17 protein-coding genes are annotated in these 23,084 nt (G+C 58.5%); 2 read left to right on the top strand and 15 right to left on the bottom strand.

The window, feature by feature from the left end; translation table 11 throughout:
• Positions 1-4 precede the first annotated feature (4 nt).
• Both cmr1 and csx2 read right to left on the bottom strand, forming a co-directional pair.
• Complete coding sequence (cmr1, locus tag A6M21_RS13570) at positions 5-1,075, bottom strand: type III-B CRISPR module RAMP protein Cmr1 (RefSeq protein WP_066669727.1); 1,071 nt, start codon at positions 1,073-1,075, stop codon at positions 5-7.
• Between the two features lie 35 nt (positions 1,076-1,110).
• Positions 1,111-2,790, bottom strand: coding sequence for a TIGR02221 family CRISPR-associated protein (gene csx2 / locus A6M21_RS13565; protein ID WP_078060694.1), 1,680 nt, complete (start codon positions 2,788-2,790; stop codon positions 1,111-1,113).
• A gap of 115 nt (positions 2,791-2,905) precedes the next feature.
• On the opposite strand from csx2, the gene A6M21_RS13560 reads away from it, so the two are divergent.
• Complete coding sequence (locus A6M21_RS13560; protein WP_066669723.1) at positions 2,906-3,181, top strand: hypothetical protein; 276 nt, start codon at positions 2,906-2,908, stop codon at positions 3,179-3,181.
• 393 nt (positions 3,182-3,574) lie between these two features.
• Here A6M21_RS13560 and A6M21_RS13555 read toward each other — a convergent pair whose 3' ends face one another.
• Entirely contained in the window at positions 3,575-5,662 is a 2,088-nt protein-coding gene (locus A6M21_RS13555) for a tRNA nucleotidyltransferase/poly(A) polymerase-related protein (RefSeq protein WP_066669721.1), read from the bottom strand.
• 228 nt (positions 5,663-5,890) lie between these two features.
• Between A6M21_RS13555 and A6M21_RS13550 the strand changes: the two genes are divergently transcribed.
• The gene (locus A6M21_RS13550) at positions 5,891-8,269 is read left to right on the top strand and encodes a cell division protein FtsA (protein ID WP_066669719.1); all 2,379 of its coding nucleotides are present in this window, start codon (positions 5,891-5,893) and stop codon (positions 8,267-8,269) included.
• A 188-nt stretch (positions 8,270-8,457) separates the two neighbouring features.
• On the opposite strand, the gene A6M21_RS13545 is transcribed toward A6M21_RS13550, so the two are convergent.
• The 12 genes from A6M21_RS13545 to A6M21_RS13490 all read right to left on the bottom strand — a co-directional run bounded on the left by A6M21_RS13545 (position 8,458) and on the right by A6M21_RS13490 (position 22,783).
• Positions 8,458-8,961, bottom strand: coding sequence for a 4Fe-4S dicluster domain-containing protein (locus tag A6M21_RS13545; protein WP_078060690.1), 504 nt, complete (start codon positions 8,959-8,961; stop codon positions 8,458-8,460).
• A 13-nt stretch (positions 8,962-8,974) separates the two neighbouring features.
• Positions 8,975-10,879, bottom strand: a complete 1,905-nt coding sequence (gene cooS / locus A6M21_RS13540; RefSeq protein ID WP_066669715.1) for an anaerobic carbon-monoxide dehydrogenase catalytic subunit — start codon at positions 10,877-10,879, stop codon at positions 8,975-8,977.
• 33 nt (positions 10,880-10,912) lie between these two features.
• Positions 10,913-12,241, bottom strand: coding sequence for an NAD(P)/FAD-dependent oxidoreductase (locus A6M21_RS13535; protein WP_242868858.1), 1,329 nt, complete (start codon positions 12,239-12,241; stop codon positions 10,913-10,915).
• A 13-nt stretch (positions 12,242-12,254) separates the two neighbouring features.
• The gene (gene cas6 / locus A6M21_RS13530; protein WP_066669711.1) at positions 12,255-13,067 is read right to left on the bottom strand and encodes a CRISPR-associated endoribonuclease Cas6; all 813 of its coding nucleotides are present in this window, start codon (positions 13,065-13,067) and stop codon (positions 12,255-12,257) included.
• 20 nt (positions 13,068-13,087) lie between these two features.
• Positions 13,088-14,275 (bottom strand): type III-A CRISPR-associated RAMP protein Csm5, encoded by a 1,188-nt coding sequence (gene csm5, locus A6M21_RS13525; RefSeq protein WP_066669709.1) that lies wholly within the window; start codon positions 14,273-14,275, stop codon positions 13,088-13,090.
• Complete coding sequence (gene csm4, locus A6M21_RS13520; RefSeq protein ID WP_066669708.1) at positions 14,260-15,252, bottom strand: type III-A CRISPR-associated RAMP protein Csm4; 993 nt, start codon at positions 15,250-15,252, stop codon at positions 14,260-14,262. Before csm4 ends, csm5 begins: the two co-directional genes overlap by 16 nt.
• Positions 15,252-16,043 (bottom strand): type III-A CRISPR-associated RAMP protein Csm3, encoded by a 792-nt coding sequence (gene csm3 / locus A6M21_RS13515; RefSeq protein WP_066669707.1) that lies wholly within the window; start codon positions 16,041-16,043, stop codon positions 15,252-15,254. The genes csm4 and csm3 overlap by 1 nt, the downstream gene beginning before the upstream one ends.
• Before the next feature lie 12 nt (positions 16,044-16,055).
• Positions 16,056-16,508, bottom strand: a complete 453-nt coding sequence (gene csm2 / locus A6M21_RS13510; RefSeq protein ID WP_161486077.1) for a type III-A CRISPR-associated protein Csm2 — start codon at positions 16,506-16,508, stop codon at positions 16,056-16,058.
• Complete coding sequence (gene cas10 / locus A6M21_RS13505; RefSeq protein ID WP_161486076.1) at positions 16,505-18,970, bottom strand: type III-A CRISPR-associated protein Cas10/Csm1; 2,466 nt, start codon at positions 18,968-18,970, stop codon at positions 16,505-16,507. Before cas10 ends, csm2 begins: the two co-directional genes overlap by 4 nt.
• Before the next feature lie 150 nt (positions 18,971-19,120).
• The gene (locus tag A6M21_RS13500) at positions 19,121-20,620 is read right to left on the bottom strand and encodes a TIGR02710 family CRISPR-associated CARF protein (protein WP_161486075.1); all 1,500 of its coding nucleotides are present in this window, start codon (positions 20,618-20,620) and stop codon (positions 19,121-19,123) included.
• A 99-nt stretch (positions 20,621-20,719) separates the two neighbouring features.
• Positions 20,720-21,013: a CRISPR-associated endonuclease Cas2 gene (cas2, locus tag A6M21_RS13495; RefSeq protein WP_066669703.1), complete on the bottom strand. Its 294-nt coding sequence runs from the start codon at positions 21,011-21,013 to the stop codon at positions 20,720-20,722.
• Between the two features lie 126 nt (positions 21,014-21,139).
• Positions 21,140-22,783 carry a CRISPR-associated endonuclease Cas4/Cas1 gene (locus A6M21_RS13490; protein ID WP_066669701.1) on the bottom strand — a complete coding sequence of 548 codons (1,644 nt, stop codon included), beginning with the start codon at positions 22,781-22,783 and terminating at the stop codon, positions 21,140-21,142.
• Between the last annotated feature and the right edge of the window lie 301 nt (positions 22,784-23,084).

The following is a 23,084-nucleotide window of genomic DNA, read 5'->3' as shown; positions in this document are numbered from 1 at the left end:
GTTTTCAAGGTCTCACCTCCAACCGGTTGGGAAACTGCAGCATAAACTTTTCAATAACCCCGTAATCCACCCGGCACGGTAACTTTTTATCCCTGCCGGAGCCGGTTATTTTTATTTGTTCTTCCGCGGGCAGAAATTCCGCCGGCAACAGGGTAAGTACTGCCGCATACCGCCCGCCGGCCAGGGCGTGGACATGGATAAACAGGGGGCCGGCCCGGCGCTCCCTTTGAACGGCATTAACATTTGCTTTATTACCATCGGATTTAAAAAAGTAATTATGCGGCAGGCCGAAGGCCACCCGGTATGGATGGGCGGATATATCACCACCACTCAGGAACTTCCTGATCAAAGCGGAATCGCTCTTAATATCCCGCCGGTAGACCATCATTTTTTTGCCGATGTCATCCAGCAATTTGACCGGATCGCGGTCAGCACCAGCCACGTCAATACGGGTTTGCGCACTAAAAGCGGTATAGGCTGGTAACTCCGCCGGCAATGGAGCAAGGCTTTGCACAAATTCTGCAATCTTTTTTTTTAGCTCTTTTTCATCTTTTGGGTTGTCCCATTTTTCAACACCATCGATTTGTAAAGAAGTAATCGCCACTGAACCCAGGCCGTTCCGAGCGCGGGCACCGAGCCCGCCGAACAGACCCAGGGCGATCAATGCCTTCATTACCGGCTCAACCGTCTCTTCACCGGAACCCGGCTTAAAAAGCAGCTTAACAGTGATGCTAGCACCTGGTTCAAAATATTTTCTTTGGGCGTCTTTCAAACCATAACCAAGATAGACAATGCCCGCCTGATCGTGTTTAAAATCAAAGGTTTTCGAGCTGGATAACCCTTTTCTTTCAACCGTAATCAAAAACCGCCCCTGCCCGGTTTTAGAACTGCCAAATATCTTGCGCTCCTTTTCCTGCACCTCCTGCCAACTGCCTAATTGAGACAAAGCAATAGCCCGGTACCAGAAGCGCAGGGCGCCCTTGATCGAGGGAGCGCGCATCTCGGCACCCGTTTGATCTGCTCCGGCCATGAATAAAGGGGTGGTCAATTTGTAAGTCGCCACCAGCTCATTCATCGTTCGCTTCTCACCTCCTGCATTATTCCCGGTACTCATTCATTAAAGCGCAAACCCATCTCATTGCTCTCCACCACCACCATTTCACCCAATGCATATGGGTTCTCCCTTTGTTCCGCTGCCGGCCGGCGATCGATCATGGCCACGGTGGTTGTTGCCGCATATGTGTCCGTTGACGCCTTGCCCGCCCGGGAAATGATATATTGCAGGCAGGTGGTACCGCCGGTCAGGTTTATATACAGGTGATACCGGGGTAGGCCAGCAAGAGATTGTTTTACTTTCGCCAGTACTTCCGCTACCTGGTCAAAACTGGTATGAGGGTCGGTGATGGTGATTACTTCATGCCTGCCGGTGTAGCCGGCGCGCGCCAGGATCTCATCCAGGGCAGCGGCTGCTTTCCGCGAGGTAAGCACCAGCAGGAAATCCGGCTCAACCCGCTTGATCGCCGTGTAGAGTAACCCCGGAGACATGCCCAGGGCGCTGAACAACACTGTTGGTTCCTGATCCGTCCTTTCCGGTTGAAACTCTACTTCCTGCCTGAAATATTCTTCCAGAAAAGCAAGGCATTCCTTTGTTTGACGCATTATTTTTTGAGCCTGCATGGAATCCGTGCGCCATCCGGCATGATCTACATCGTTGCGCAAATTGGGCAGGCGGCTCCATAAATTGCCCAGCGGCGTTTTGTTTTTTATTTGATCATGTAGCCTTTTTGAAAACTCTTCCCGCAAATCTACATCCAAAGCTTTCGCCAGCCTGCCATAACGGCGCATTTGCTCACTGATTACCAGCTCACGCATCAAGGAAAGTGCCTGGGGAATATACTGTCTATGCACATACCAGCGGATCATCTCCAGTTGCCTTTGCAAGTTTAATTCCTTTGTATGATCTTTGTCTCCGGCAAAAGGAAGATAATCACTCAACAGTTGATCCAGCAGCATACCGAACGGCGGTGCCCAGTTTTGAATATCGTTTTCCAGTTGCTGTCTTAATTCCGAACCGGCCCGGTATTTTTCCAGTTGCGTGGTTTTTTCCAGTACCTCAAAAGGGCGCACAGTCAACAGGGCATCAGAGATTCCGCTGATTAACTGCCCGAACCTGTTCAATTCGCAGCGCCCTGTACCCCCGGCCATTTTTTTCGCTCTTTGCGCCCGCCGCAGCAGACCGCCCAGTTCCTGTGCCGCACCGTAATTGACAAAGGTGTTGACACCCACAATCCAGTCCAGCAGTTCGCAAAAACCGGTCAGATCAAATATTGGGCTGATCTCTTTTTCCTTGTCCCTGGCCTCATAGGCACCGTAATATAAACCAGTGATGTTAATTCCCCGGACAAATTTTAAATAGGCCACACTGAGAAAAGAAATCAGGGGAATGGCACGAAAGGCATGGGTAATGTCAAAAACAACTTCATTTTCCCCTTCTACTGCTGCCATGATTCTCCTGAATATTTCCCACAATTCGGCAGTTGTTTTTCCACTGGGAATGGACAACTCCTCCGGCTCTGGCAATCCCCGTTCGAGTAATTCCTTACGCAGGGACTCCCAGTGCATCTCCCTTGCTTCCGTGGTCTGGGCCACCAGTATTCGCTCCGGGGAGGCAAGAAAGGCAGCCACAACCGGAAAATACTTTGTTTTTGCACTAACTTTATCATTCAGATAAGTCGTTTCACTATATTTACCGGTGCCGATAAAGGTAACCAGCGTTTTCTTCAACTTCAATCACCTTTTTCTCCGGTGTTATACCGGCAAATACACATCCCCAACCGCAACCGGACGCGGGATGCCTTGCCGGCAGGACACAGGCAGACTTAAATTCATATAAAGTCTACCGGATATGAGCGACAACCTCCTGTCGGAGGAAAATTTTTTCGCTCGCTTTTTAATGCTGATCGTCCCCGGAATTTTGTGTTCCGTCAATCGTACCGATCACTGCGCCAATCAGCGCCCCTACGGCTGCACCCGGCACACCGAAAATTTCCCGGTGTTCCTGCCGATGCCCGCCCCAATCCAGCCGGACGCTGCAGTGCCGATGCCCGCCCCGGTCATTTACTACGCCCCACCGTTTAGGAAAGTTTTGTTTTTATCCATTAATACCACCCTCTCATTTTAAAATCTGCATAACCATTGGTGTGACAGAAGACCTGTTTTTAAGTAAAATACTCCTACTTAATTCTTTCTTTTTGATTTGTTCAAGTCCTCCCAACTTTGAAAATCTTGACGCAGAATGATGAATTTTCTTTCTTTGGGCTGGCCGCCCATATGATACACCTTACTTTCACCCGTCCACCGGCTCTCCTGTCCTCATTCCCAGTGATTACATCTTTTAACGCGGGGCGTGGGAAAAATTCTTGCGCAAAAAAAGCCCACCCTGAGGCGGACTTAACCAGCAGCTCAAATAAATCTTACTGCCATATTTATTTTCTAAATTTCTGCTGAAACTCCCTTCTGTCAATCTAGTTCACCCCATAATGCAAAAAATTATGGAATAGGATTAAATACCAGTTTATGTTAGATCTTCAAGAAGCATTTTACTTTTATTCTTCCGCACCCACTCCTCCGCCTCCCGGCAGGTGCGCACCTCGCCGGCCGCCCGGGCGGCGGCCAGTTCCTCCAGCAGCCGGCCCACCAGGGGGGAGGGTTCAATGTCCAGCAGGCGGCAGACTTCCCGGCCACTCAACAGCGGCCGGGAGCGGCCGGAGGCAGCCGGCTCCTTGAAGTAACGCTGCAGCATGCCGGCAATGAAGTCCCGGTAGGCCGCCGCTTCCGCCGCCGCCCCGGCGGCCAGGCGGCTGGATGAGATGTCGGCCAGGCTGATCAGCAGACAGCCGGGCACCTCGTCCCCCAGGCGGCGGAAAAAGCGGTAGGCAGCCCGGCCGCTTACCGGGCGTGATTTGTACAAAAATAGCGGGTCCATGTGTCCGCGCACCAGGGCGGCCAACAAATCCGCCTCCCGCCGGGACAGGCGCAGGCGCCGGGCGATGGCGGCCGCCGCCGGGGCACCGGCGGTGTGGTGGCCGTAGAAGGTGAACCGCCCGTCCGCCGCTACGGCGCGGGTGGTCAGCTTGCCTGTATCGTGAAACAAACAGGCTAGCTTTAATACCGGCAGCCGGCTGCGGGCGCGGGTCAGGGGGGAATTGATATAGGCGGCCAGCGGCCCGGCCACCTGCGGGGGTAAGACGAACGGGTCCGGGGGCGGAAAGTGCGCTTCCTTTCCCGCCACCCCGTCCACCCCGCCGCCAGCGGTACCTTCCCGGGACGGATCGAGGCATACGCTACTGCCGGCCCGTTTGTTTCCACCCGGGTAACCACCGCCGGAACCGGGGTCTTTTCCCGGCTCTGTCCGGTGGCCGTCTTCCGTAACATCAGATGCGGCGGGAAGGCACGGCGTCCCGGGAGAGTTTTTTTGGAAAATACCCTGGGCAGTGCCAGTTACGGTTCCAATCTCCGAATCCAAACTGCTTTGCTTATAGCGGGGAAAATTGCGCGTACCACCTGCTCCCTGGTTATAACCGGACTCTTCCAGAACCGTCTCGAAACACTGCAGCGTCTTTAAGGAGTGCTCCCAGACATTATCCACATGGTGGCCGTTTTGCTCCATCCGCCGCAGGGGGACAATTTCCGGAAAAAGCTGTTCCAGGATGCCCAACTCGCCGTCCAGCATCCGGATCACCCGGCAAGCATCGGGCAGCGACAGTATGTGCACCAGTTCTTCCAGCACCCGTTCCGGGGCCACCGCGCGCATTGAGGCTGCCCGGATCAGCCGCACCGTTTCCGCCTCAATGCGCCAGCCCGCCTGCCCGGCAAAGCGGGCCGCCCGCAGGGCGCGCAGGGGGTCGTCGGCAATGGAACGCGGGCCGCAGGCGCGAATCAGGCCGCGGCGCAGATCAACGAGACCGCCCAGGGGGTCGATCAGTCCACCTGGAACCGGACCGGCGGCATGGCCAATCAACTCGCCCGGTGATGAGGGCTCCGGGACTGCCGTTGGATACTGCCGCGACGGCGAAACATCTTGATCAAGCCGGGCGTCCGGCGGCAGCGCCGGGCCGGTTTGTTGCACAGTTCCCGGTGTGCCGGCCCGGGGGCGGACACGGTAAGAAACAGCCCCCCCGTCAAAATGTTCTTTTCCGCGGCACGCCGTGCCGTTACACTTGCCGGAATCACCGGCAATGTGTCCCTTCAAACGCTCTTCCTGCCGGTTCCCCGCAACCGTCGCGCCCTGCCCCGGCGTCGGCGCCGGATTGCTCAGGTAATCCCCCAGGGGCAGGGCCATGGCATTAACGGTGAAATCCCGCCGGCGCAGGTCGGCAAGCAGGTCAACCTGCGCCAAACCGGTGATGTCCAGCTGTTCCACGCCGGCTTTTGTTTTCCGGACCACCCGGGAAACATCATGTGCCGGATCCATGGGCACAAAGGCGCTTCCGGTCATGGCGGCCAGTTCCCCGGCCAGGGCAGCTCCGCTGCCGGTCACCGCCACATCCACATCGCGGCCTGGCCGTCCCAATATCAGATCGCGCACAAAGCCGCCCACCAGCCAGGCTTTTTGCCCCCGCTTCCGGGTTAACCGGTTCAGATGTTCCAACAAGTCCCACATAAGGTTTAAACAGCTCCTGCCTGCCATACAAACACTTTTCCCGGCGGCATCCACCCGGCAGTGTTGGATTAATACAACAGCTTTCCGGCATATTTCGCCGGCAGCCGGAATTCTCCTGCCATAACGGACAAAAGTCCCGCAATACCGGCCTTGACTATTGTCCCTCCCTTCCGGCCGTGATACTATTAACACAGAATAATTTGTCATTCCCGGAAAGGTATGCGTAAAATGGCGACACAAAAACCTTCCCCCGCCAACATCATCTTCGCCCTGGATATCGGCACCCGCACGGTGATCGGCCTGGCGGCCGTGCCGGAAGACGGCTGCCTCAGAGTAGTCGCACAGCAACTGGCGGAACACAGCCGGCGCACCATGCAGGACGGCCAGATCCACGACATCCCCGGTGTGGCCGGGGTGGTGCGGACGGTCAAAGCGGACCTGGAAAAGCAGCTCGGCTTCCCGTTGAACAGCGTGGCCATCGCCGCCGCCGGCCGTTCGCTGATCACCAGAAGCTGCCGGACGGATCAGGAGATCAGTGACGAAGAAATCGACCAGCCGCAGGTGAACGCCCTGGAAATGGCCGCCGTGCAGCAGGCCCACCGGGAGCTGGCGGACGAACTGCCGGATGACGCCCGTGATTTCACCTGCGTCGGTTACAGTGTGGTCTCCTACTATCTGGACGGCTACGCCATTTCCAGCCTGGTGGGACACCGGGGCAAAACCGCGGGCGTTGAAGTGCTGGCCACCTTTTTACCCGGTTCGGTGGTGAACAGCCTCTACGCGGTGCTGGAACGGGTGGGGCTGGAGCCGCTGAGCCTGACCCTGGAGCCGATCGCGGCCATCGAGGTGGCCATTCCGGAAAACTACCGCCTGCTCAACCTGGCCCTGGTGGACATCGGCGCCGGAACTGCCGACATCGCCGTCACCCGTGACGGCGCCATCACCGCTTACGGCATGGTGCCCGTGGCCGGCGATGAAATCACCGAAGGGATCATGCAGGCCTGCCTGGTGGACTTCGATACCGCGGAGCGGATGAAACGGGAATTGATCCACGGCGGGGAAATCAGCTACACCGACATCACCGGCCTGGAAGAAACCATTTCCTGTACCGGGCTGCTCGAGCGCATTGAGCCCGCCCTGGACCGATTGGCCGGCGAGGTGGCCGGGCAGATTTTAGCCGTCAACGGCGGCCGGCCGCCCCGCACGGTCTTCTGCGTGGGCGGCGGCGGCCGGGTGCCCGGGCTGACGGAGAAACTGGCCCGGCGGCTGGAACTGGACGCCAAACGGGTGGTGCTGCGGGACCGGCGCGCGCTGGGGGAAGTACTAAGGGTTACCGACGACCGCATTGCCGGCCCGGAAGGGGTGACAGTGGCGGGCATCGCTATGGTGGCGCTGCGCAAACTGGGCCATGACTTCATCCACATCATGGTCAACGGAGTGGAGCACCGGCTGTTCAACGCCAAAGAATTCACCGTGGCCAACGTGCTGGGCTTGACCGGCTTCAACCCGCGCCTGCTAATCGGCCACAACGGCAAAAACCTCTCCTTCACCTTGAACGGCCGGCCGCAGGTGATTTACGGGGAACTCTCCCGCCCGGCGGAAATCCTGGTCAACGACCGGCCGGCCAATATGCAGACCAAAGTGGGCCACGGCGACCGCATCACAGCGCGTCCGGCGGTGAACGGCGCGGACGCGCGGGCGACAGTGGCGGCGGTGGTGCCCGACACCAGTTTTAGGGTATACATAACCGGCGAGGCGGTGGCAGTGCACGGCCGGGTGCTGGTCAACGGCCGGCCGGCGGCGCCGGAGGAAGCAATCAACAGCGGGGATGAGTTGGAACTATGCGCCGTCCGGCCGCTGGAAAGCTGGTGGCGGGAATACACGGCCGCCCGGGGCGAAGAAGAGCCCGCCCGCCTGCCGGCCTTTCTGGTCAACGGCCGGCCGGTGAACGGCGGCTACCACCTGCGGCCGGAAGACCGGGTGACATGCGGGGATGACGGAACTCATCCGGACGCGGCCGGAGCCGGAGGCAGCAGGGATAAAAAACAGGCGGCGACGGACGGGGTGGAACGCGGCGAAAACAAAACCCGGATGGAAATGAGCAGGGCGGTAGCGGGCCAGGTAAAAGAGGGCGCCGGGACAATTCCGGACGGTCCGGCCGGACCGCCGGCAGCAGGCGCAAACGGGCGCCGTCCGGCAAATATTGCGCCGGAAGCAGAAGCAATCAAGCGCCATACGGCAAATATTGCGCCGCGAACAGAATCACCGGCCAAACCCGCCGGCATTCCCGGCCTGTCTCCCGCACGACGGCAATCAGAGAAAAACACCAGCGACGGCGCACCCTTAAACCCCGAAAACAATGTTCAAACCGGCGCGCCGGCCGGCCCGGACGCCGGACAGAACATTATCACCGTCACTGTCAACGGCCGGCCGGTGGTTTTAAGCGGCCGCCGGTCGTACATTTTTATCGACATCTTCAACCACCTGGAAATGGATCCGGGTAAAATCAAACCACCGGTCAAGCTAACCTTAAACGGACACGCGGCCGGCTATATGGAACCCCTGCAGGACGGCGACGCCATTGAGGTTGGCAGCGGCGAAAAGTAACCCGCTCAACCCTTTTTAAGTGATATTTCGATTTTCACATCCAGTGCCCTGGCCACCTTTACAGTCACCCATCCTTCTTTTGTAATCTTTCATCCTTGCGGCAGCGGTATTCAATTCGAACACCAAACGCAATAAAAATCCGGCCGGGAATCTCCCCGCCGGACTTTAACCTTAAAAGCCGCTTTTCCCTACACCCCGCCCAGCGCCTGCAGCAGGACGCCCTGCCGCCTGCCGGCGCTATATGCGTCCACCTCCGCGTAAACCAGGGCGCCGGTGGGACAGGCGCGCACACAGGCCGGCACGCCCTGATCATCCTTGCATTCCCGGTCGCACTTGACGGCCATGGTGCCGGCCGCGTCGCTGCGTACCGCGCCGTAAGGACAGACCATCACGCACATCCAGCAGGCGGTGCAATACTGTTCCCCGCCAATGTTGGTCACCGTGTCGTCCGCTTTGCGGTGCATGGCCCCGGCGATGCAGGCGTCGATGCAGGGGGCGTCCTGGCAGTGGCGGCAGTTGAGCGGCGCCTTGTGCTCCCCGGCCTGGTGCACGAAGACGCGGGCGCGGGGCTTTTCCCCGTTCAGCACAGCCCCGTAGAGGCTTTTTGCCTCTGAGTGGGCCACCGCGCATGCCAGCTGGCAGGAACGGCAGCCGACGCAACGCTCGAAGCGGATCAAAACTTGTTTGGGCATCATCACGCCCCCCTTACCAGGACCGGGTGGCCAGATTCAGCCCCCGGCGGCGTTCCTGAATGGCCGCGAAAAGTTTTTCCGCCGCTTTGACCGGATCCGTTTCCACAATAAAGTAGCCGCCGAGCAGATCCTTGATCCCGCCGGTGAGCAGTCCGGTCACCGTGGCGCTGCCCAGCACCGGCGGCACCAGGCCCAGGTGGGTGGGCAATCCGCAGGCCACCGCCCAGGTGCCGATGGCCACCGCTTTTTCCGTTTTGAACTCGGGCGCCGAAGCCACCACCGGCAGCTGCGCCGTATCCACCCCCAACCGGTTGGCCACCGCCACCGCCAGGTCCACCGCCCGGCTGTTGTCCACGCAGGAGCCCATGTGCAGCACCAGGGGCAGCGGCCCGCCCAGGCCGTTGGCCTCGCCCACGGCGGTGAGCACCGCCTTCAGCCCCGGACCGGCATATTCGCCAACCGCTTCCGGAGTCAGGTAGCCGTGCCGGGCGTAGGCGCCGGCGCCGCAGCCGGTGGCCAGCAGCAGCACGTCACGCGCCGCCAGTTCCCGGGCCATGACCAGGTAGTTTTCATCCTGGGGCACCTTCACGTTGTTGCAACCGGCAAACAGGCACACTCCCTGGATATTGCCGGCGACAATATTGTCGATCACCGGTTTTAACGGATCGGCGGCGTCCAGTTTGGACAGGGCGGCCACGATGGCTTCCACGGAAAAACCGGCCACCACTTGGGACTTGTATTGCGGAATCTGCACCGGCCGGCCCCGGCGGGCGCCAAAAGCCTCAATGGCCAGGCGGATGATTTGCCGCGCCCCGGCGGCGGCGTTTTCCTCCTCGAAGTCGACGTGGGTGGCGCCGGTAATCCTGGCCATACCCATCGTGGTAATGATTTTCGTACCGGTGCATTCGGCCACGCCCACCAGGGAGGGATAGACGCACTGGTAGTCCACCACCATGGCGTCCAGGGCGCCGGTGAGCATGGGCAGTTCCTGCGAAATGGAATGGGTGGCCGGCGGAATGCCGTGGCGCATGAGCACCTCATTGCCCGTGCAGCAGACGCCCACCAGGTTGATGCCCGCGGCACCGGCCGCCTTCGCCTCGTCCTCCATCTGCCGGGCCACCTGCACGATCACCTCGGAAAGCACCGGGTTGTGTCCGTGCAGGGCGATGTTCACTTGATCCGCCTTGAGCACGCCCATGTTGGCCTCGCTGACCACCGGCTGCGGCGTGCCGAAAAGAATGTCCGCCAGGTCGGTGCCCAGGTGGCAGCCGGTGTAGTCGGCCACCGCGCAGGCCACCCCGCCGAGCAGCAGGTTCACCGCATCGGCGTCCACTCCCAGGTGAGTGCGGTGCATGATTTCGCTGATTATGCTGTCGATACCCACCGGTAAAACGCCCAGTTTTTCCCACGCCTGCACCCGTCCGGCGGTCACAGTGGCCGTGGTCCAGGCCAGCGGCTCCTCACCCTCGCTAAAGTTGGCCAGCGCGGCTTCCGCCATCCGGGCGGCCAACTCCGCCGCCGGCACGCCGTCCGCTTCCAGTCCCTGCCGGGCGGCCACCGCCCTTAACTTGGCCTCGTCACGCACCGGGTAGTCCGGCGCTTTGCCCTGTACTGATTTTTTCAATGTGTGGGCCAGGTGTTTGGCGTGACCGGAATGCGCCGCCGTCCCGGCTGCTATGGCCCGCACCAGGTTGCGGGCCACCATGGTGTCGGCGGTGGCTCCGCAGACGCCCCGCGCAGGCCCGTCGTCAAAGGGACTCACCCGGCACGGCCCCTGCATGCAGTTGCGGCAACACACCCCCAGTTCTCCGAAACCGCACTGGGGCAACTGGGCCGCATAGCGGTCCCACACCGTCTCCACGCCCCGCCGGCGGGCCTCGTCCAGCATTTCCCGCACGGCCGGATCAGCAGATTGCATCAAAATCCCTCCCAAACGTAAGTAATCAATGCGTTATCTGGCCATTAAGCCACTTACAGCCACCTCGCCCGTCCGGCCCCCCAGCAGCGCCCGGATATGCTGTTTGACCGGACGGCCGGATTTCACCAGTGCCGTGTACACCCCCGCGCCGTCCACCCGGCCGGCCAGGATGAAACCGGCCAGCCGGTCGCCGTCGAAAACCAGCCGCCGGTAGGTGCGGGACAGGGGATCATCCAGCGTGAACACCTCCGGGCCGTCCAAGCGGCCCACGGAAATAACGTCCACAGCGCCGAAGCGGGCGCTGTTCAGCCGGGTTAAAGGGGCCGGGTAGGCCCGCCTTTGCCCCAGCATGTTGGCCGCGGCAAAGCGCCCCTGTTCAAAGGCCAGCGTCCACAGCGCCGAATTGACCGGTTGACCGGTCAAGCGGTCGGTTACCTCAATGCAGTCCCCGGCAGCAAAAACGTCCGGCAACGAGGTGCACAAATACTCATCCACCTTGATGCCGCGCCCCACCCGGCCGCCGGCCCTCGCCGCCAGTTCCGTCTCCGGCCGCACTCCCTTGGCCACCACGGCCAGGCCGGCCGGCAGTTCCCGGCTGTCATCCAGGACCACTCCGGACAGGCAGCCGGCCGGTAACTCCCGTCCACCATCCGGACCATGCCCGGACAAATGTTCACCCGGTGAGAACCGCCCGCCATCCTGCCGCCAACCGGACGCCCGCCCGCCGGTACCGGTGATAAACTCCTTCACCCCGGCGTTATAAATAAATTGCACGCCGAATTCTTTCAGTTCGCCTTCCACCATGGCCGCCGCCCGCTCATCCAGCTGGCGGATCAAAAGGCGCGGGCTGGCCACCACCACGGTCACCCCGGCCACTCCGGCCAGTTTGAGGGCCAGCGCCGCCTTCAGCCCCACCAGGCCGCCGCCGGCCACCACCGCCGCCGTCACCCGCCGGGCCACGGCCGACAGCGCCCGGGCATCGGCCATGGTGCGCAGGACGAACACGCCGTCCGCACGCACTCCGGGCAGCTCCGGCCGCACCGCCGCCGCCCCGGTGGCCAAAAGCAGCCGGTCGTAGGTCAGCTCCCGGCCGTCCTTCAGCAGTACCTTTTTCTCCCCGGGCTGCAGCTCCACCGCCCGCACGCCGGAAAACAGCGTCACACCAAGCCGCCGGTAGAAATCAGCCGGACGCAACCGGATCGAAGCTTCCGCCCGCCTGCCCGCCAGCACATCCGGCAGCAGGCAGCGTGAATAGGCCGTTTCCGGCTCGCCGGCAACCACAGTGATTTCACTGGCCCCCCCGCCCGGGCGGCGCAGCGTCTCCACCGCCGCCACCCCGGCCGCGCTGTTGCCGATAATCACAAAATGCAAACAATCACCTCCCTACTCTCACCTGTCCCATGCCCATGGTGGTTTTATAACCTACACCGGCGTAAAAGGCAAAATCGGCCAGCATATGGATCACCCGGGCCATGATCTCTTCTTCCCGCCTGCGGATGCCAAAACTACAGACCCCGGTAAAACCAACCTGCTTGTAGCGATCAAAGTGTATGATCTTCGTTTGCAGTTTAAATGAGCGCAGAAAAACATTGTCCTCAATGTATGCCAACAAATTATCCCCCAGGTTGATTGGCGAATAAAGATTCCACTTTTGCAGCAGGTGCATAAACACATGCTGTGGATCGGGCAACGGGTAATTAATCCCTCTGTTCTTAAACGCAGTAGGGGAATGGAATTCAAGGGAAAACTGGTAGGGTACATCATCGCGGCTTATCCAGGTGTTATAAATTTCCCGGTAATCCGAACTGCTGGCCCAAGGATGCGCCTGCGGGTCGACGGTGACGCCGGCAACCTGCAGGCGCGCTCCGGCCAGCTCAATTTCCGCTGACAAAGAAGCCAGCCAGTGATCACGCATCCAGGTTGATAGACGGGGGGAAATCGAGGTCACCCGGAAGGCGTATTCCTCTCCCGGAAACAGCCGCCACCGGTTGTCCGTAAACTCCACCCGGCCCCACAGGGGCGAAACGGTAAAAGGCTTCACGGCAGCCGGGCCGTGCAATCCGGCGGCCAACTCCGGGCTCAGATTACGGACTCTATCTAGAAAAAAGGCGTGCAGCACCTGTCCCATGGAAGGAGGCACCAGCAGCTCTGCATTAGTGCTTAATTTGATGACACAACTGATCAGCAAAAAATTTCCTCCGTAATTGCTTATTCCACCGTAACAACCCATCCCGGCGGACGGCGGGAATGACTTCCCGCTACCGCCACACGGCGCGATTTGGGGAAAACCTGCTGCCCGCGCGGCTCGAACAGGTCATCCCGCAACTCCCGGCGCAGGGCCTCGGGCAACAGCATGAAAAGGCCCGTTCCAGCCAGGCCGGAACCCCAGCCAAGCCGCATGGCGGCCGGCTCCCGGCGGTAAAATTCCCGCATTTCCTCCGTCCCCGGCCCGCTCACACCGTTCCAGAAATCAGTTTCAAACTTCCATAAGCCGGTGGAAAACTCCTGCAGCATATGATAAATATCTTCCAGGGTCTTAAATGGCAAGCCGGCCTGGCCGTTGCCGCCAAAGTCGGCAAGAATCGCTTCATCCAGGATAATCTCAAAATCAATTTCCACTCCCGCCGGCATAACTTCCACGAAAACCGGGGTTTTTACGTAGCTTTCATTTTCGCCGGTGATGCTTGTTACCTGCACTTCTTCCAAAACGAGTCCGTTTTTATCCAAGGGAACGGCATCGGAAACCTTTACCGCCCGCAGCACATCCCGCTGCTGGGCGGTTGGTCCGCGCCGGTTGCGTGCGTCCGGCACCGGCAGGTCGAAACGCTGAAGCAGTTCCCGCTCCACCTGCCCGGCCATGTTCCGTTTAAAGCCGTCCTTGAACCAGGGCCTGTGCCTTTTCCAGTCCTCGGCGCGGTTGAATTCGTTTAATTTTCCTCTCACCACATCAGTGAAACAGCGCTGAAAATCCCGGGGGCTTTCGTTTTTCATTTTCTTCAACCGGGTGTAGAGGATCGCCGTGCGGAGCACACCTTTGAGCGAAGAACCCGGCACAAAGGGCCTCCCGTAAGCGTCCCTGACAAACGGCCTCAGCCCGGCAGGCGTCCGGCCGGCGGCGGTTTCACAGGAATAGGCGGCACACCCTTCCAGAAAGCTTTGCTTTAAAAGGCCCTGCCCGCGCAAAAAGTTTTCCAGACTGAAGCGCGAACCCTGCTTCCCTATCTCACCGGTCAGGATATCAAGCTTACCTTCTTTCAGCAGCGCACGGCCCAGGCCGGCCTCATTTACCACATAGCAGCGGCCGTTCAAAACCACGCTCTCCAGCGGGGTCAGTTCCTGCGTTCCGCCGCCGATATGTACGGGGCTGATTGTTTTCAGTTTTATCCGGCGGCGCATTGCGTTTTCACCTCCACGGGCACGGCCAGGGCATAGCCGTACCGGTACAGCGGGTGCGACCCCGCCCAGCCGGCGGGCGTCACATCCACCAGACAACCGGCCGGTTGATAGGGCAGCACCGATCCCTCGGCAAACATTTTGCACGTCTTTCTTCTGACCTGACCCGGGACAAAGGGGGAAGCGGCCCACCCCCCGCGGGTGACGATTTCATAACGGGCCTCCCGCAGAGGCATTTTCCTTTCCGGTGCAGCCGGGTGCAGCAAAGAAAGCAGGCACCAGGCGCCGCCACCGGAAACCGGTTCCCACAGCCCGCGCCACTCCGCTCCCGGCCGGCCCCATTCCGGCACAAACCGGCCGCAGCCCAGCCCGCGCATACCGCCCAACCCGCTTTCCCCCAGCCAGGTAAAAGCGTTTTCCAGCCCGGTCCGCCAGCCTTCGTCAGTCAGTTCCAGCAGGCAATACAGCCCGGCCTCCCGCCCGAACACCGTCAGGCCGGCATGAAAGAGCCCGGAGGCGCAGCTCACCCGGTCCAGCTGCACCCGCGGCACCCGGTGATAAACGGCGGCAGCGGCCAACCTTTCCTTCATGGCGGGTAACGGGTCCATCCCCACCGCTTCACCACGCACCCACGGCCGGAAAACATCCAGGGATACGAAAGACAGGCGGTTCAGCTCTTTGTGCGCGGCCATGTCCGCCGTTTCCTGCATCGTGACCGGCGGAACCAGTGGACGCGGCAGAAAGAATGTCTCCCCCTTGAAGGGAAAGGCCGACGATATTTTAAACGGCGGTTTGCCGGCGCCAAAACCGGCCAGCATCTCCGCGGCGTCCTCCCGGCCGTAAACATTGGCCAGCGCGTGGCACAAAGCGCTGAAAAGCGTATCGGAACGGACGAATTTCTCCGCCGTTTCCATGCCGATGCCCGCCCCGCCCAGGTGCAACGGGGAAATAAACCGCAGCTTGACTATAAACCGTTCCATCAGCAATTCTCCCGGTTGAAAAACGCTGCCATTTGATCCACCACCGCCGTGCATTCGGAAGTTGTTTTAACCGGCAGATTAAGCAGCGCATCCTTTTCCCCGGCGTAATAATCAATCCGCCGGCCCTCGAAAGAGCCGACCTCAAAGCGCACCTTGCCATACCCCCGCGAGCCGTGCCCGCCCAGGGTATCGTCTTCCACCAGACGCAGCAACTGCACCACATGATTGAGATCTTCTTTGATCACCGCTTCGTCACCGGTTTCCACGGTATAAATGAGCTCGAAATCAAATTCCGTACCCCGGGGCACCCGCTCCAACTGCCGGGGATTGGCCGCCGCCGTAACCCGGTCCAGTGAATTTTCAAATTTCCACTCGGTGTACTGCAGACCGGTTTCAATTTCCGCAAGCTGCTCCCTGCTTCCGGCAGTCATACTCAAATCCCGGACAATCAGACGGCCCGGGATGTTATCGCCCTCCCTGCCGCCAGCGGCGCCGAACAGCCGGCAGACGCGGCATCCGCGGTTTGTACATTCGTGCCGGTAGACCCCGTTGCCGCCGTATCTGTTAAAGGGAAGATTCAACTTCCTTTCCAGGAGCGAACGCATTTTGCCTTTCAATGAACTGCCCGGCACATAGGGTTCCCGGGTGACCGGGTCACGCACCACCGGCGAGTCCAGCCCGCCGATTTCCAGGTTGTTGCCGGCGGCACCGATATGTAAACCGGTATCACAAATCATCCTGCCGCGCAGAATGACTTTACCCTTCAGTGGTCTTGTCCTTCGCTCATCCATTGCCCAACCCTCCTAATCTCTTCCGCCATAAAACCGGTGATAGGCCACAATGCTTTCCACCAGCCGGGCGAACTGCTTGAAATCTTCTTTTGTTTCCACCCGGTCGATGCAGGGATCCAGCAATCTCATCAATGGTTTGACCTCACTTTGCCGGCCGGCGGCATAAGCCAGTTTGGGCTTGAGCAATTTAACCCCGTCCCGGTCGAAAAATTCCCTGCCGCTTCCCCCCGCTCCGGCGGTTTTTACAGCTTCCAGTTTTTTCACCGCGTCAAGGAACTTCCTGATCTGGTTGGTTTTTAAATTAATCTGCACCAGGTGCCTGCCCATATCCTCCGCGTATTTCACCAACCGGTCGACCGGCAGGTCGGCAAGCCTTTTTAAACTGTTAATGCCGGCGACAATTTGCTCCACCACCCTGCCGTCTCCTGGCTGACCGCCCCCGCCGCGCTGGTTCCGCATGTTCATTCCGTACCCCTCCTGCTCAATAGCTCCATCCAGGTAATTGCCGTGCGCAAACAGCCGATAAGCTCCGTATGGTAAATCCTTTTTTTCCATTCCTGCCACGTGCGGTTGTTTTTCAAGCCGTTGTGCTCACCCTCCCGGGCCAGTATGTAGGCCAGCCGGGGCAGGTAGAGCCTGCCCTCCCGGCGCCAGATATCAGTCACGGCCGCCAGGCGGTGCAGAAATCCCTTGCTGAACATGAACTGCACCCGTTTTCCGCCATCCTTTACTTCCGCCAGCCCGCTGACGGCCGGTTTTAATATTTCATCCACCAGGCGCCCGGCCTCACTCCATTTGTACGTACCCGTGAATAAAGGCCGGTCATCCGCGGTAAAGTCCGGCACTGTTGAATAAAACAAAGCAATGCTGTCCCGGCCGTTGTCCTTGGCCCGCTCCTCGGCCTCACCGGCCATTTCCGCCAGCCGGTACAGGGGGTGTTTGGCATCATGCACCACCATACCGCCGGAGATGGTCAGGTGGGGATTCCGGCCGGTGTAACGCCGGAAACAGAAATTAATGTCAAAAGCCAGCTCCACCACCTGATCCCAGGAACCGGCCACAAACAAATCGTCCCCGCCGGCGTAAACCACCGTGACGTTCCTTTCTCCCCGGCCGGGCAGCAGCCTGAACGGCTGAAAACCCTCACCCGCCCCCCGGCATATTTCATTGAGGTGAAATTTGAAAAAACGGGTCAGTTCCCGGGAGAGGGTGGACAGGCGGGAAAAAGTACGTTCGTGACCAGGCAGTCCGCAGGTAAAAACGTGTCCCAGGTTATCCACGTCCATGCGCAGGATGCCAATCCGCTCCGCTCCGGCGGCTTCTTCGGCCAGCATGTCAAACCCCTTGTAAGCGCGCCCCTGCCGGGCCGCATAGTCAGCGGTGAAAAGCTGCGCCGCCCGCGGGAGCAAATAATCATCAATTGACCAGCTGTTCAAAACGTAAAGCAAACGGCATGGCGGCGGGGTAAAGCTTTTCCCGGCCGGGTAAAAGGCATAGTAAGTATCCTCAATTTGTACGCAGGAAGCCCTTTCCAGCCGCTTTTCGCATGCGGCGATAAATTTTGTTCCGGGCAGCTCATCCCCCAGTTCATACAGCCGCCTGCATACGGGGCAAACTTCCACCGGTTCGTGATCATCAAATACCGTTAGGGGCAAGGTGGTGCTCACTTCATCATGGCAGACGGCACACACCTTTTCCTCCGGCCCGGCCGGAGACCAGAAGCCGTCCGGATCGCCGGCGATCTGCCCGATAAACTTGCGGTTCTTTTTTTCCCGCAAACCTTCGGCCAGATCCTGCCACAACCCGGCGATGTCCCGCCGCCCTTCATTTCCCGGCAAAAACGCATTACCGGCAAACTCTATCTTGTCCAGGGCCAGGTAAAGCCGTCCCCGGTACGTGTTATATAAGTAGGTGTTGATTTGCGCCTCCAGTTCTTCCAGGGCGGCCCGGCACCCGGTGGTGGCCGGCGCGAGCAGGTAAAAACGCGCGCCGCCGGAATAAATAATATTGGTCCGGGGCAGTTTCATCCGGTTTAAGAGACGGGAAATAACATGTTCGGTCAGCAGTTCCAGGAAAAAAGAACGCGCCCGCAGGGTTTTCAGCGCCCCTTTGGAACTGATGGTATAAATGAACTTCTGCACACCGGAAAAATCCCCGCCCACCAGCATGTACCGCCGGTCCCGCCGGTCCAGAATTTTTTCCTTGATGCAGGCTTCCCGGAACTCCGGGCGGGTTTCTTCGTAATACCGGTAAAGGCAGGCGGCAATGGCCGCCGTAGTTTTCAAATGGTCAAACAAGGACACATCGGGCAGACTTTCCGGTTTTCCTTCCACAACCCGCGTTTCCGAAGGTATGCCGGCGGTATATTTCTCCAACAGCATAAGCAGGCTATCAACCGGCAGGGCAGGCGCTATTTTTTCAAAATCCCGCGTAAATGGGGTCAGGAGCCGGCCATATCCATCCGGCCCGTAACCGGCCCGCACCGCGTCGTATGAGCCGGGAAAGTTTAATTTTTCACCGCCGGCGGCCAGTGCGTGAAAAGACCAGCATTGATTAAAAACCGGCTGCCCTGCTCTGTGTTTCAGTGAAATTTTAGAAAAAACAGACATCAATGGGACTGCGTGTTCCCATTTACCTTCCCCTTTTTTCTCCGGCCGCTCACCGGAAGAAAGATTGTCGGCCTCGTATACAATCACCAGTTCGTTCACGGGCGGGGCAAATGCGTCCACCATCTCACGCCGGAGATCCTGCTGTAACAGGCCGTGGTGCCGGGCGGCAAAAACAGCCACCGTCTCAGGAACGCCCCTTTCCTTCAGCCAGGCCGCCCCTATTTCCTGATGCGTCTTTCTTTGTTCATTGCCGGTACGCTGTATAAATTTGCCCACATCATGCAAAAGAGCGCCTTTAATTACATCTGAAAATTCCAAAGCCCCTTCACTCCATCCGGAATCATTTCCCAAACCGCCTCAAACGGCATCCGGCCATTTACTCACCGCGACCCCCACAACCGGCCGGAAACAATGGTTTGTTTTTTCCGGCCGCGGCCATACCGCCAAAGTTTAAGCTCTTGCCCTCAGCTATCCCCGTTGAGGAATTACAAACTTAAACTTTTCTTCCAGCTGGAACCTGTCCTCGCCCCATACCGCCAGAAGGGCTTCAAGAAGGTCTTCCACCAATTCACGGAATCTCGCACACTGCTCCGCGCCGATAAAATCAAAGCCGTGGGCGAAAATGTTGTAGTTTCTGGCCTGCACCTGCCCCCGCAGGCTTTTCAAATTTACCTTTGCGGCCAGTTCGTCTTTCATGGCGCTTAAAAGCAGGTAACCGTAAAATAAACTGATCTGTTCCGGTAAGGTGTGAAAAACATGCCCTCCATTGAAATTCTTGTAACGGGAATTTAATGTGGACAGCAGTTCTTCAGCATGACACCGGGAATAATCCGGCGCCCCGGTATCCAAACCATGCACGGCCAGACGGACCTGGGAGATCAGTTCCAGCAACCGGTAAAGCAATAAAGAGGCCATGTCCAGCTTCCCCTGTTCCTCACGGCGGCGGGCGTTGCAGTACAGGGTAAACATGAGGGAGAGCACAAATTCACGCTCGTTCAATATTTCCACAATCAGACCGGAATCGCGGTTTTTCTTTTCCTTCAGGCATTTGGCGAACTTCTCAATCTGTTGCACCAGCACGTTCAAAGCATGCATTTGAAACTCCAGCACAGGCAGTTTGTCGGCCAGAATAAAATCCCTTTGCATTGCGGCATACTGGCGCACGCTTTCCACCAGCACGGTCAGATTGTCCCGGGCCGCGGGGATGTCCAGGTTGTCCCAGGCTTCGTAGGCGCGGCACAATAGCGACAACACCCGGCAGCGGCGCGGATCGGGCACCTGCCGCTCCAGGTTTTCAAAAATACGGCGTGCGCTGGTGTAATCATAACGGGCCAGCATACCGAAAGCCTTTTCCTCTTCCAGATCGCCAAAAACCTGGTACGGGCTGGGGATGAATTCCAAATGCTCGGAACCGGGAAAAGGCCGGCGCAGGTTGGCCAGGTAATTGCTGCTGGCGATGTAAACCATCTCCGCGCCGATCACCCCTCCGGCCATAGCCGAACCGCCGGACATGGCCTTTGTACCGCCGGTAAAATCGACGGCGATATTGGCCGGCTGACCCCAGTCTTTATATACTTCCTTGATCGCCTGGTAAATCTGCAGCGGGTTGTCTTTGTCCACCTTGCGCACCTCATAGCAACTGGGCACCAGACCGGTAAATTGAATAACCGGATCAAGGTACTGGCGCGATGCCTCCGTGCAAAGGAAACACACCCGGGCCGGCTGCAGGGCCAGGATGGAGAGCACCAGCGGCTCAAATGAAGTGCCCAGCGAAAGAATCATGCCACTATATTCTTTGTTTACCCTGGGCCGTTCCCTGGTTACGAACACGTCAATCAACAAAGGCATGATTTCCCGCTGGTAATATTCCTCCGCCTCTTTCCTTTCCTCCTCCGAAGAACGGGGCCAATCCCGCCAGCGCTCGCCACGCGATTTCAATTCTTCTTCTTTAGCAGGTTGATTAGACAAATGGTTCCACCCCATTATGTAAAATATTTAAGCCGGGGAAAAACCAACTGGCGCATAAAATTGTTTTACCCGCGGATCCCCGGGGTTTTTTGCGCAGCGTTAATCCTCGGCGGCAGTCACAATGAAAACACCATCACCAAAAGGATCACGGGAGGTGCCCAGACGTTCCACCCGTTCGGCGCAACGCGGGCATTGCCGGTAAAAAACGATACTGTCTTCATCCTTCCGGATTAGTTTCTCCAGCTTGTAGCGCAACATGAGGTATTCCTCCTTGCGCAGGCTGCATTCGAAGACGCTGTACTGCACTGGAACGGCGTAGTCTTTCAACGTTTTGTAAATTTTAAGCCGGCGGCGGTCGTCTCTGATATCATAGGCAATTATATAGTTCTCCATTATAACCTTCGTTCCTTCCAATATAGAGAATTTTGCCCAAAATATTTGTTCCGTTGTTTTATAATTGGCTCGCAATAAGTCAATGGCAGCAAAGCCGGAACCGCTTTGCCCGAAACATCTGGTCCGTTACTTCACGACAAATGGAATATAGCCGTCCAATTCCTTTTGCAACACCTTGGCCAAAAAGCGTGCCTGCAATTCGAACACGCGCCGGTAAGGCAGCCGGTAGCCAAACACGGGATGGGTGATCTGCTGCTGGCGTTTTTCTTCGTAGGCCCGGTAAATTTTCGCCCGCCCGGCGTCGTTTAAATAACAACCGCCCAGGCGTTGCTCGAAGTCACTTTCTGTTACCGTGCCCCGGTTAATGGCCGCCAACACCACCGAATCAGCTACAATTGGACGGAATTCCTCCATTAAATCCAGTGCCAGCGCCGGACGGCCGTATTTTGCCTCGTGAAAGAAGCCCAGGTACGGGTCGAAACCGACCAGGGCCGCTGCGCTGCGCATGTCCCTGGTGAGCAGGGAATAACAGTAACCCAGCATGGCGTTGACCGGGTCCCGGGGCGGCCGGCGGTTGCGCCCTTCAAAAACAAAAGGCAGCTCCCGCCGGATCAGGCGGCCAAAAACCCGGAAATATTCCCGGGAACCAATTCCCTCCAGTCCCAGCAAAGAAGAGAGTTCCGTCGCCTCTCCCGCTGCTGCGATATAACCGGCCATACGGCGTACGGCCAGGGATATTTCGGGGTCGTGCAGTTCCCGGTTGTGGCGCATGAGCGCAACGCGCATGTTGGTCAATTTGCCGCGGACAAACTGCCTGGCCAGCATTAAACGGACGCGCCCGTCAAAATAGGCGCCGTATTGCGCCAGGCGCAGGGTGGAGTTGCGGTTCAACGCCGGTTCCAGGACACCCCGGAAGGACCCGCCGGTGGAAAGAAAGGATACCGGCGTCCCGTTTTCCAAGAGCAATTTGATTACCGGCGTGGAAATATTCACCCCGCCCACCAGCACCACCTGGTCAATATTGCACAACGGCATGTCCATCATGGTTTCCTTTTCCATGGTCACCAGCAACCTCTGCCCCTTCCGGCGCACATAAGCGCCGGGTTGATCCACATAGAGCACCCGGCCCGGATTCAGACCGGGCAAGGGACGGGACGGCCGCTGTCCCTCACCCCGTAAATATTTTGTCTCTTCAGGCAGACAGCGTGGTTCCAGGGCACAGCCGTGACAGCGGTTATCGCCCAACGGCAGCGGTATTTCACCTGCCTCCAGAATGGCCATCGCCCGGTGCACAGTATTTTCAACCAAAGCCCGCAAGTCAGCGGTAAAATGCACTTCCCGCCGGGCGTGAGAACCGGCGTAATAAATGAAACCCCGGGGCAGTTCGCGCCCCAGGTGTTCCTCCAACGCCATGGCCTGGGCGCAAAGCTGCACGTCGTCGTTCAGGTTGTCCCGGCGCACTCCTTTTTTGTATTCCACCGGGTAAAGTTCCCCCCGCTCTTCCAGGGCGTCAATCACGCCCAGCAGGTGCAGGCGCTCCGATGATACGGTCACCGAACGGATCTGCAGTGAGGTTTCCCGCACCAGGCGTTCTCTTTCATTGCGGCGATCTTCCTGCAGGCGTCCTTCCAGCAGGTGGGCGTTGCTGTCATCCGCCCCTTCCACCATGCGGTAATAAAAATTGCGCGGACAGTATAAAATTTCCGCCACTGCGGAAACAGGCAGGTAAATTGGGGAGTTTTCACCGGCGGCTTCTTGTTCAGCTTGCAAAAAAAAGACACCTCCTTTTGAACAGGTCGTGACTGAATAAATGCCCATAAGCAGGTTTATGTGCACACACTTCATCCACCGGAATTAATGCCAGATGCTTGTTGGTTCGGCAAAAATGCGCTTTATAATCTCGATTTCTTGAACCGATCACTTAAATATAGTTTGCCCATTGTAGGAACATTTATCCAGAAGGTGAAGGGCAAGTCCGGTTCCCCGGTCATGAGAGGGAATGAGCAGTTTTGCGATTGAAAGTATGGCACCCGAAGGAGGAAGCGTCGGTAACGTTTCAATTCCCAGAGGG

Origin of the sequence: Desulfotomaculum copahuensis, from assembly GCF_001655685.1 — a bacterium.
In the GTDB taxonomy this organism is placed as follows: Bacteria; Bacillota; Desulfotomaculia; order Desulfotomaculales; family Desulfovirgulaceae; genus Desulfotomaculum_G; species Desulfotomaculum_G copahuensis.
The sequence above is the reverse complement of the archived record's forward strand: the minus strand, read 5'-3'. Positions and strand labels throughout refer to the sequence as shown.

What these genes read in the sequence shown, in the direction of transcription:
- csm5 (WP_066669709.1), bottom strand. Translation starts at nt 14,275, where the DNA reads ATGCGCCGCCGGATAAAACTGAAAACAATCAGCCCCGTACATATCGGC.
- A6M21_RS13555 (WP_066669721.1), bottom strand. Translation starts at nt 5,662, where the DNA reads ATGTGGGACTTGTTGGAACATCTGAACCGGTTAACCCGGAAGCGGGGG.
- cas2 (WP_066669703.1), bottom strand. Translation starts at nt 21,013, where the DNA reads ATGGAGAACTATATAATTGCCTATGATATCAGAGACGACCGCCGCCGG.
- csm2 (WP_161486077.1), bottom strand. Translation starts at nt 16,508, where the DNA reads ATGAACATGCGGAACCAGCGCGGCGGGGGCGGTCAGCCAGGAGACGGC.
- A6M21_RS13560 (WP_066669723.1), top strand. Translation starts at nt 2,906, where the DNA reads ATGAGCGACAACCTCCTGTCGGAGGAAAATTTTTTCGCTCGCTTTTTA.
- cooS (WP_066669715.1), bottom strand. Translation starts at nt 10,879, where the DNA reads ATGCAATCTGCTGATCCGGCCGTGCGGGAAATGCTGGACGAGGCCCGC.
- csm4 (WP_066669708.1), bottom strand. Translation starts at nt 15,252, where the DNA reads ATGGAACGGTTTATAGTCAAGCTGCGGTTTATTTCCCCGTTGCACCTG.
- csm3 (WP_066669707.1), bottom strand. Translation starts at nt 16,043, where the DNA reads ATGGATGAGCGAAGGACAAGACCACTGAAGGGTAAAGTCATTCTGCGC.
- A6M21_RS13545 (WP_078060690.1), bottom strand. Translation starts at nt 8,961, where the DNA reads ATGCCCAAACAAGTTTTGATCCGCTTCGAGCGTTGCGTCGGCTGCCGT.
- A6M21_RS13550 (WP_066669719.1), top strand. Translation starts at nt 5,891, where the DNA reads ATGGCGACACAAAAACCTTCCCCCGCCAACATCATCTTCGCCCTGGAT.
- cmr1 (WP_066669727.1), bottom strand. Translation starts at nt 1,075, where the DNA reads ATGAATGAGCTGGTGGCGACTTACAAATTGACCACCCCTTTATTCATG.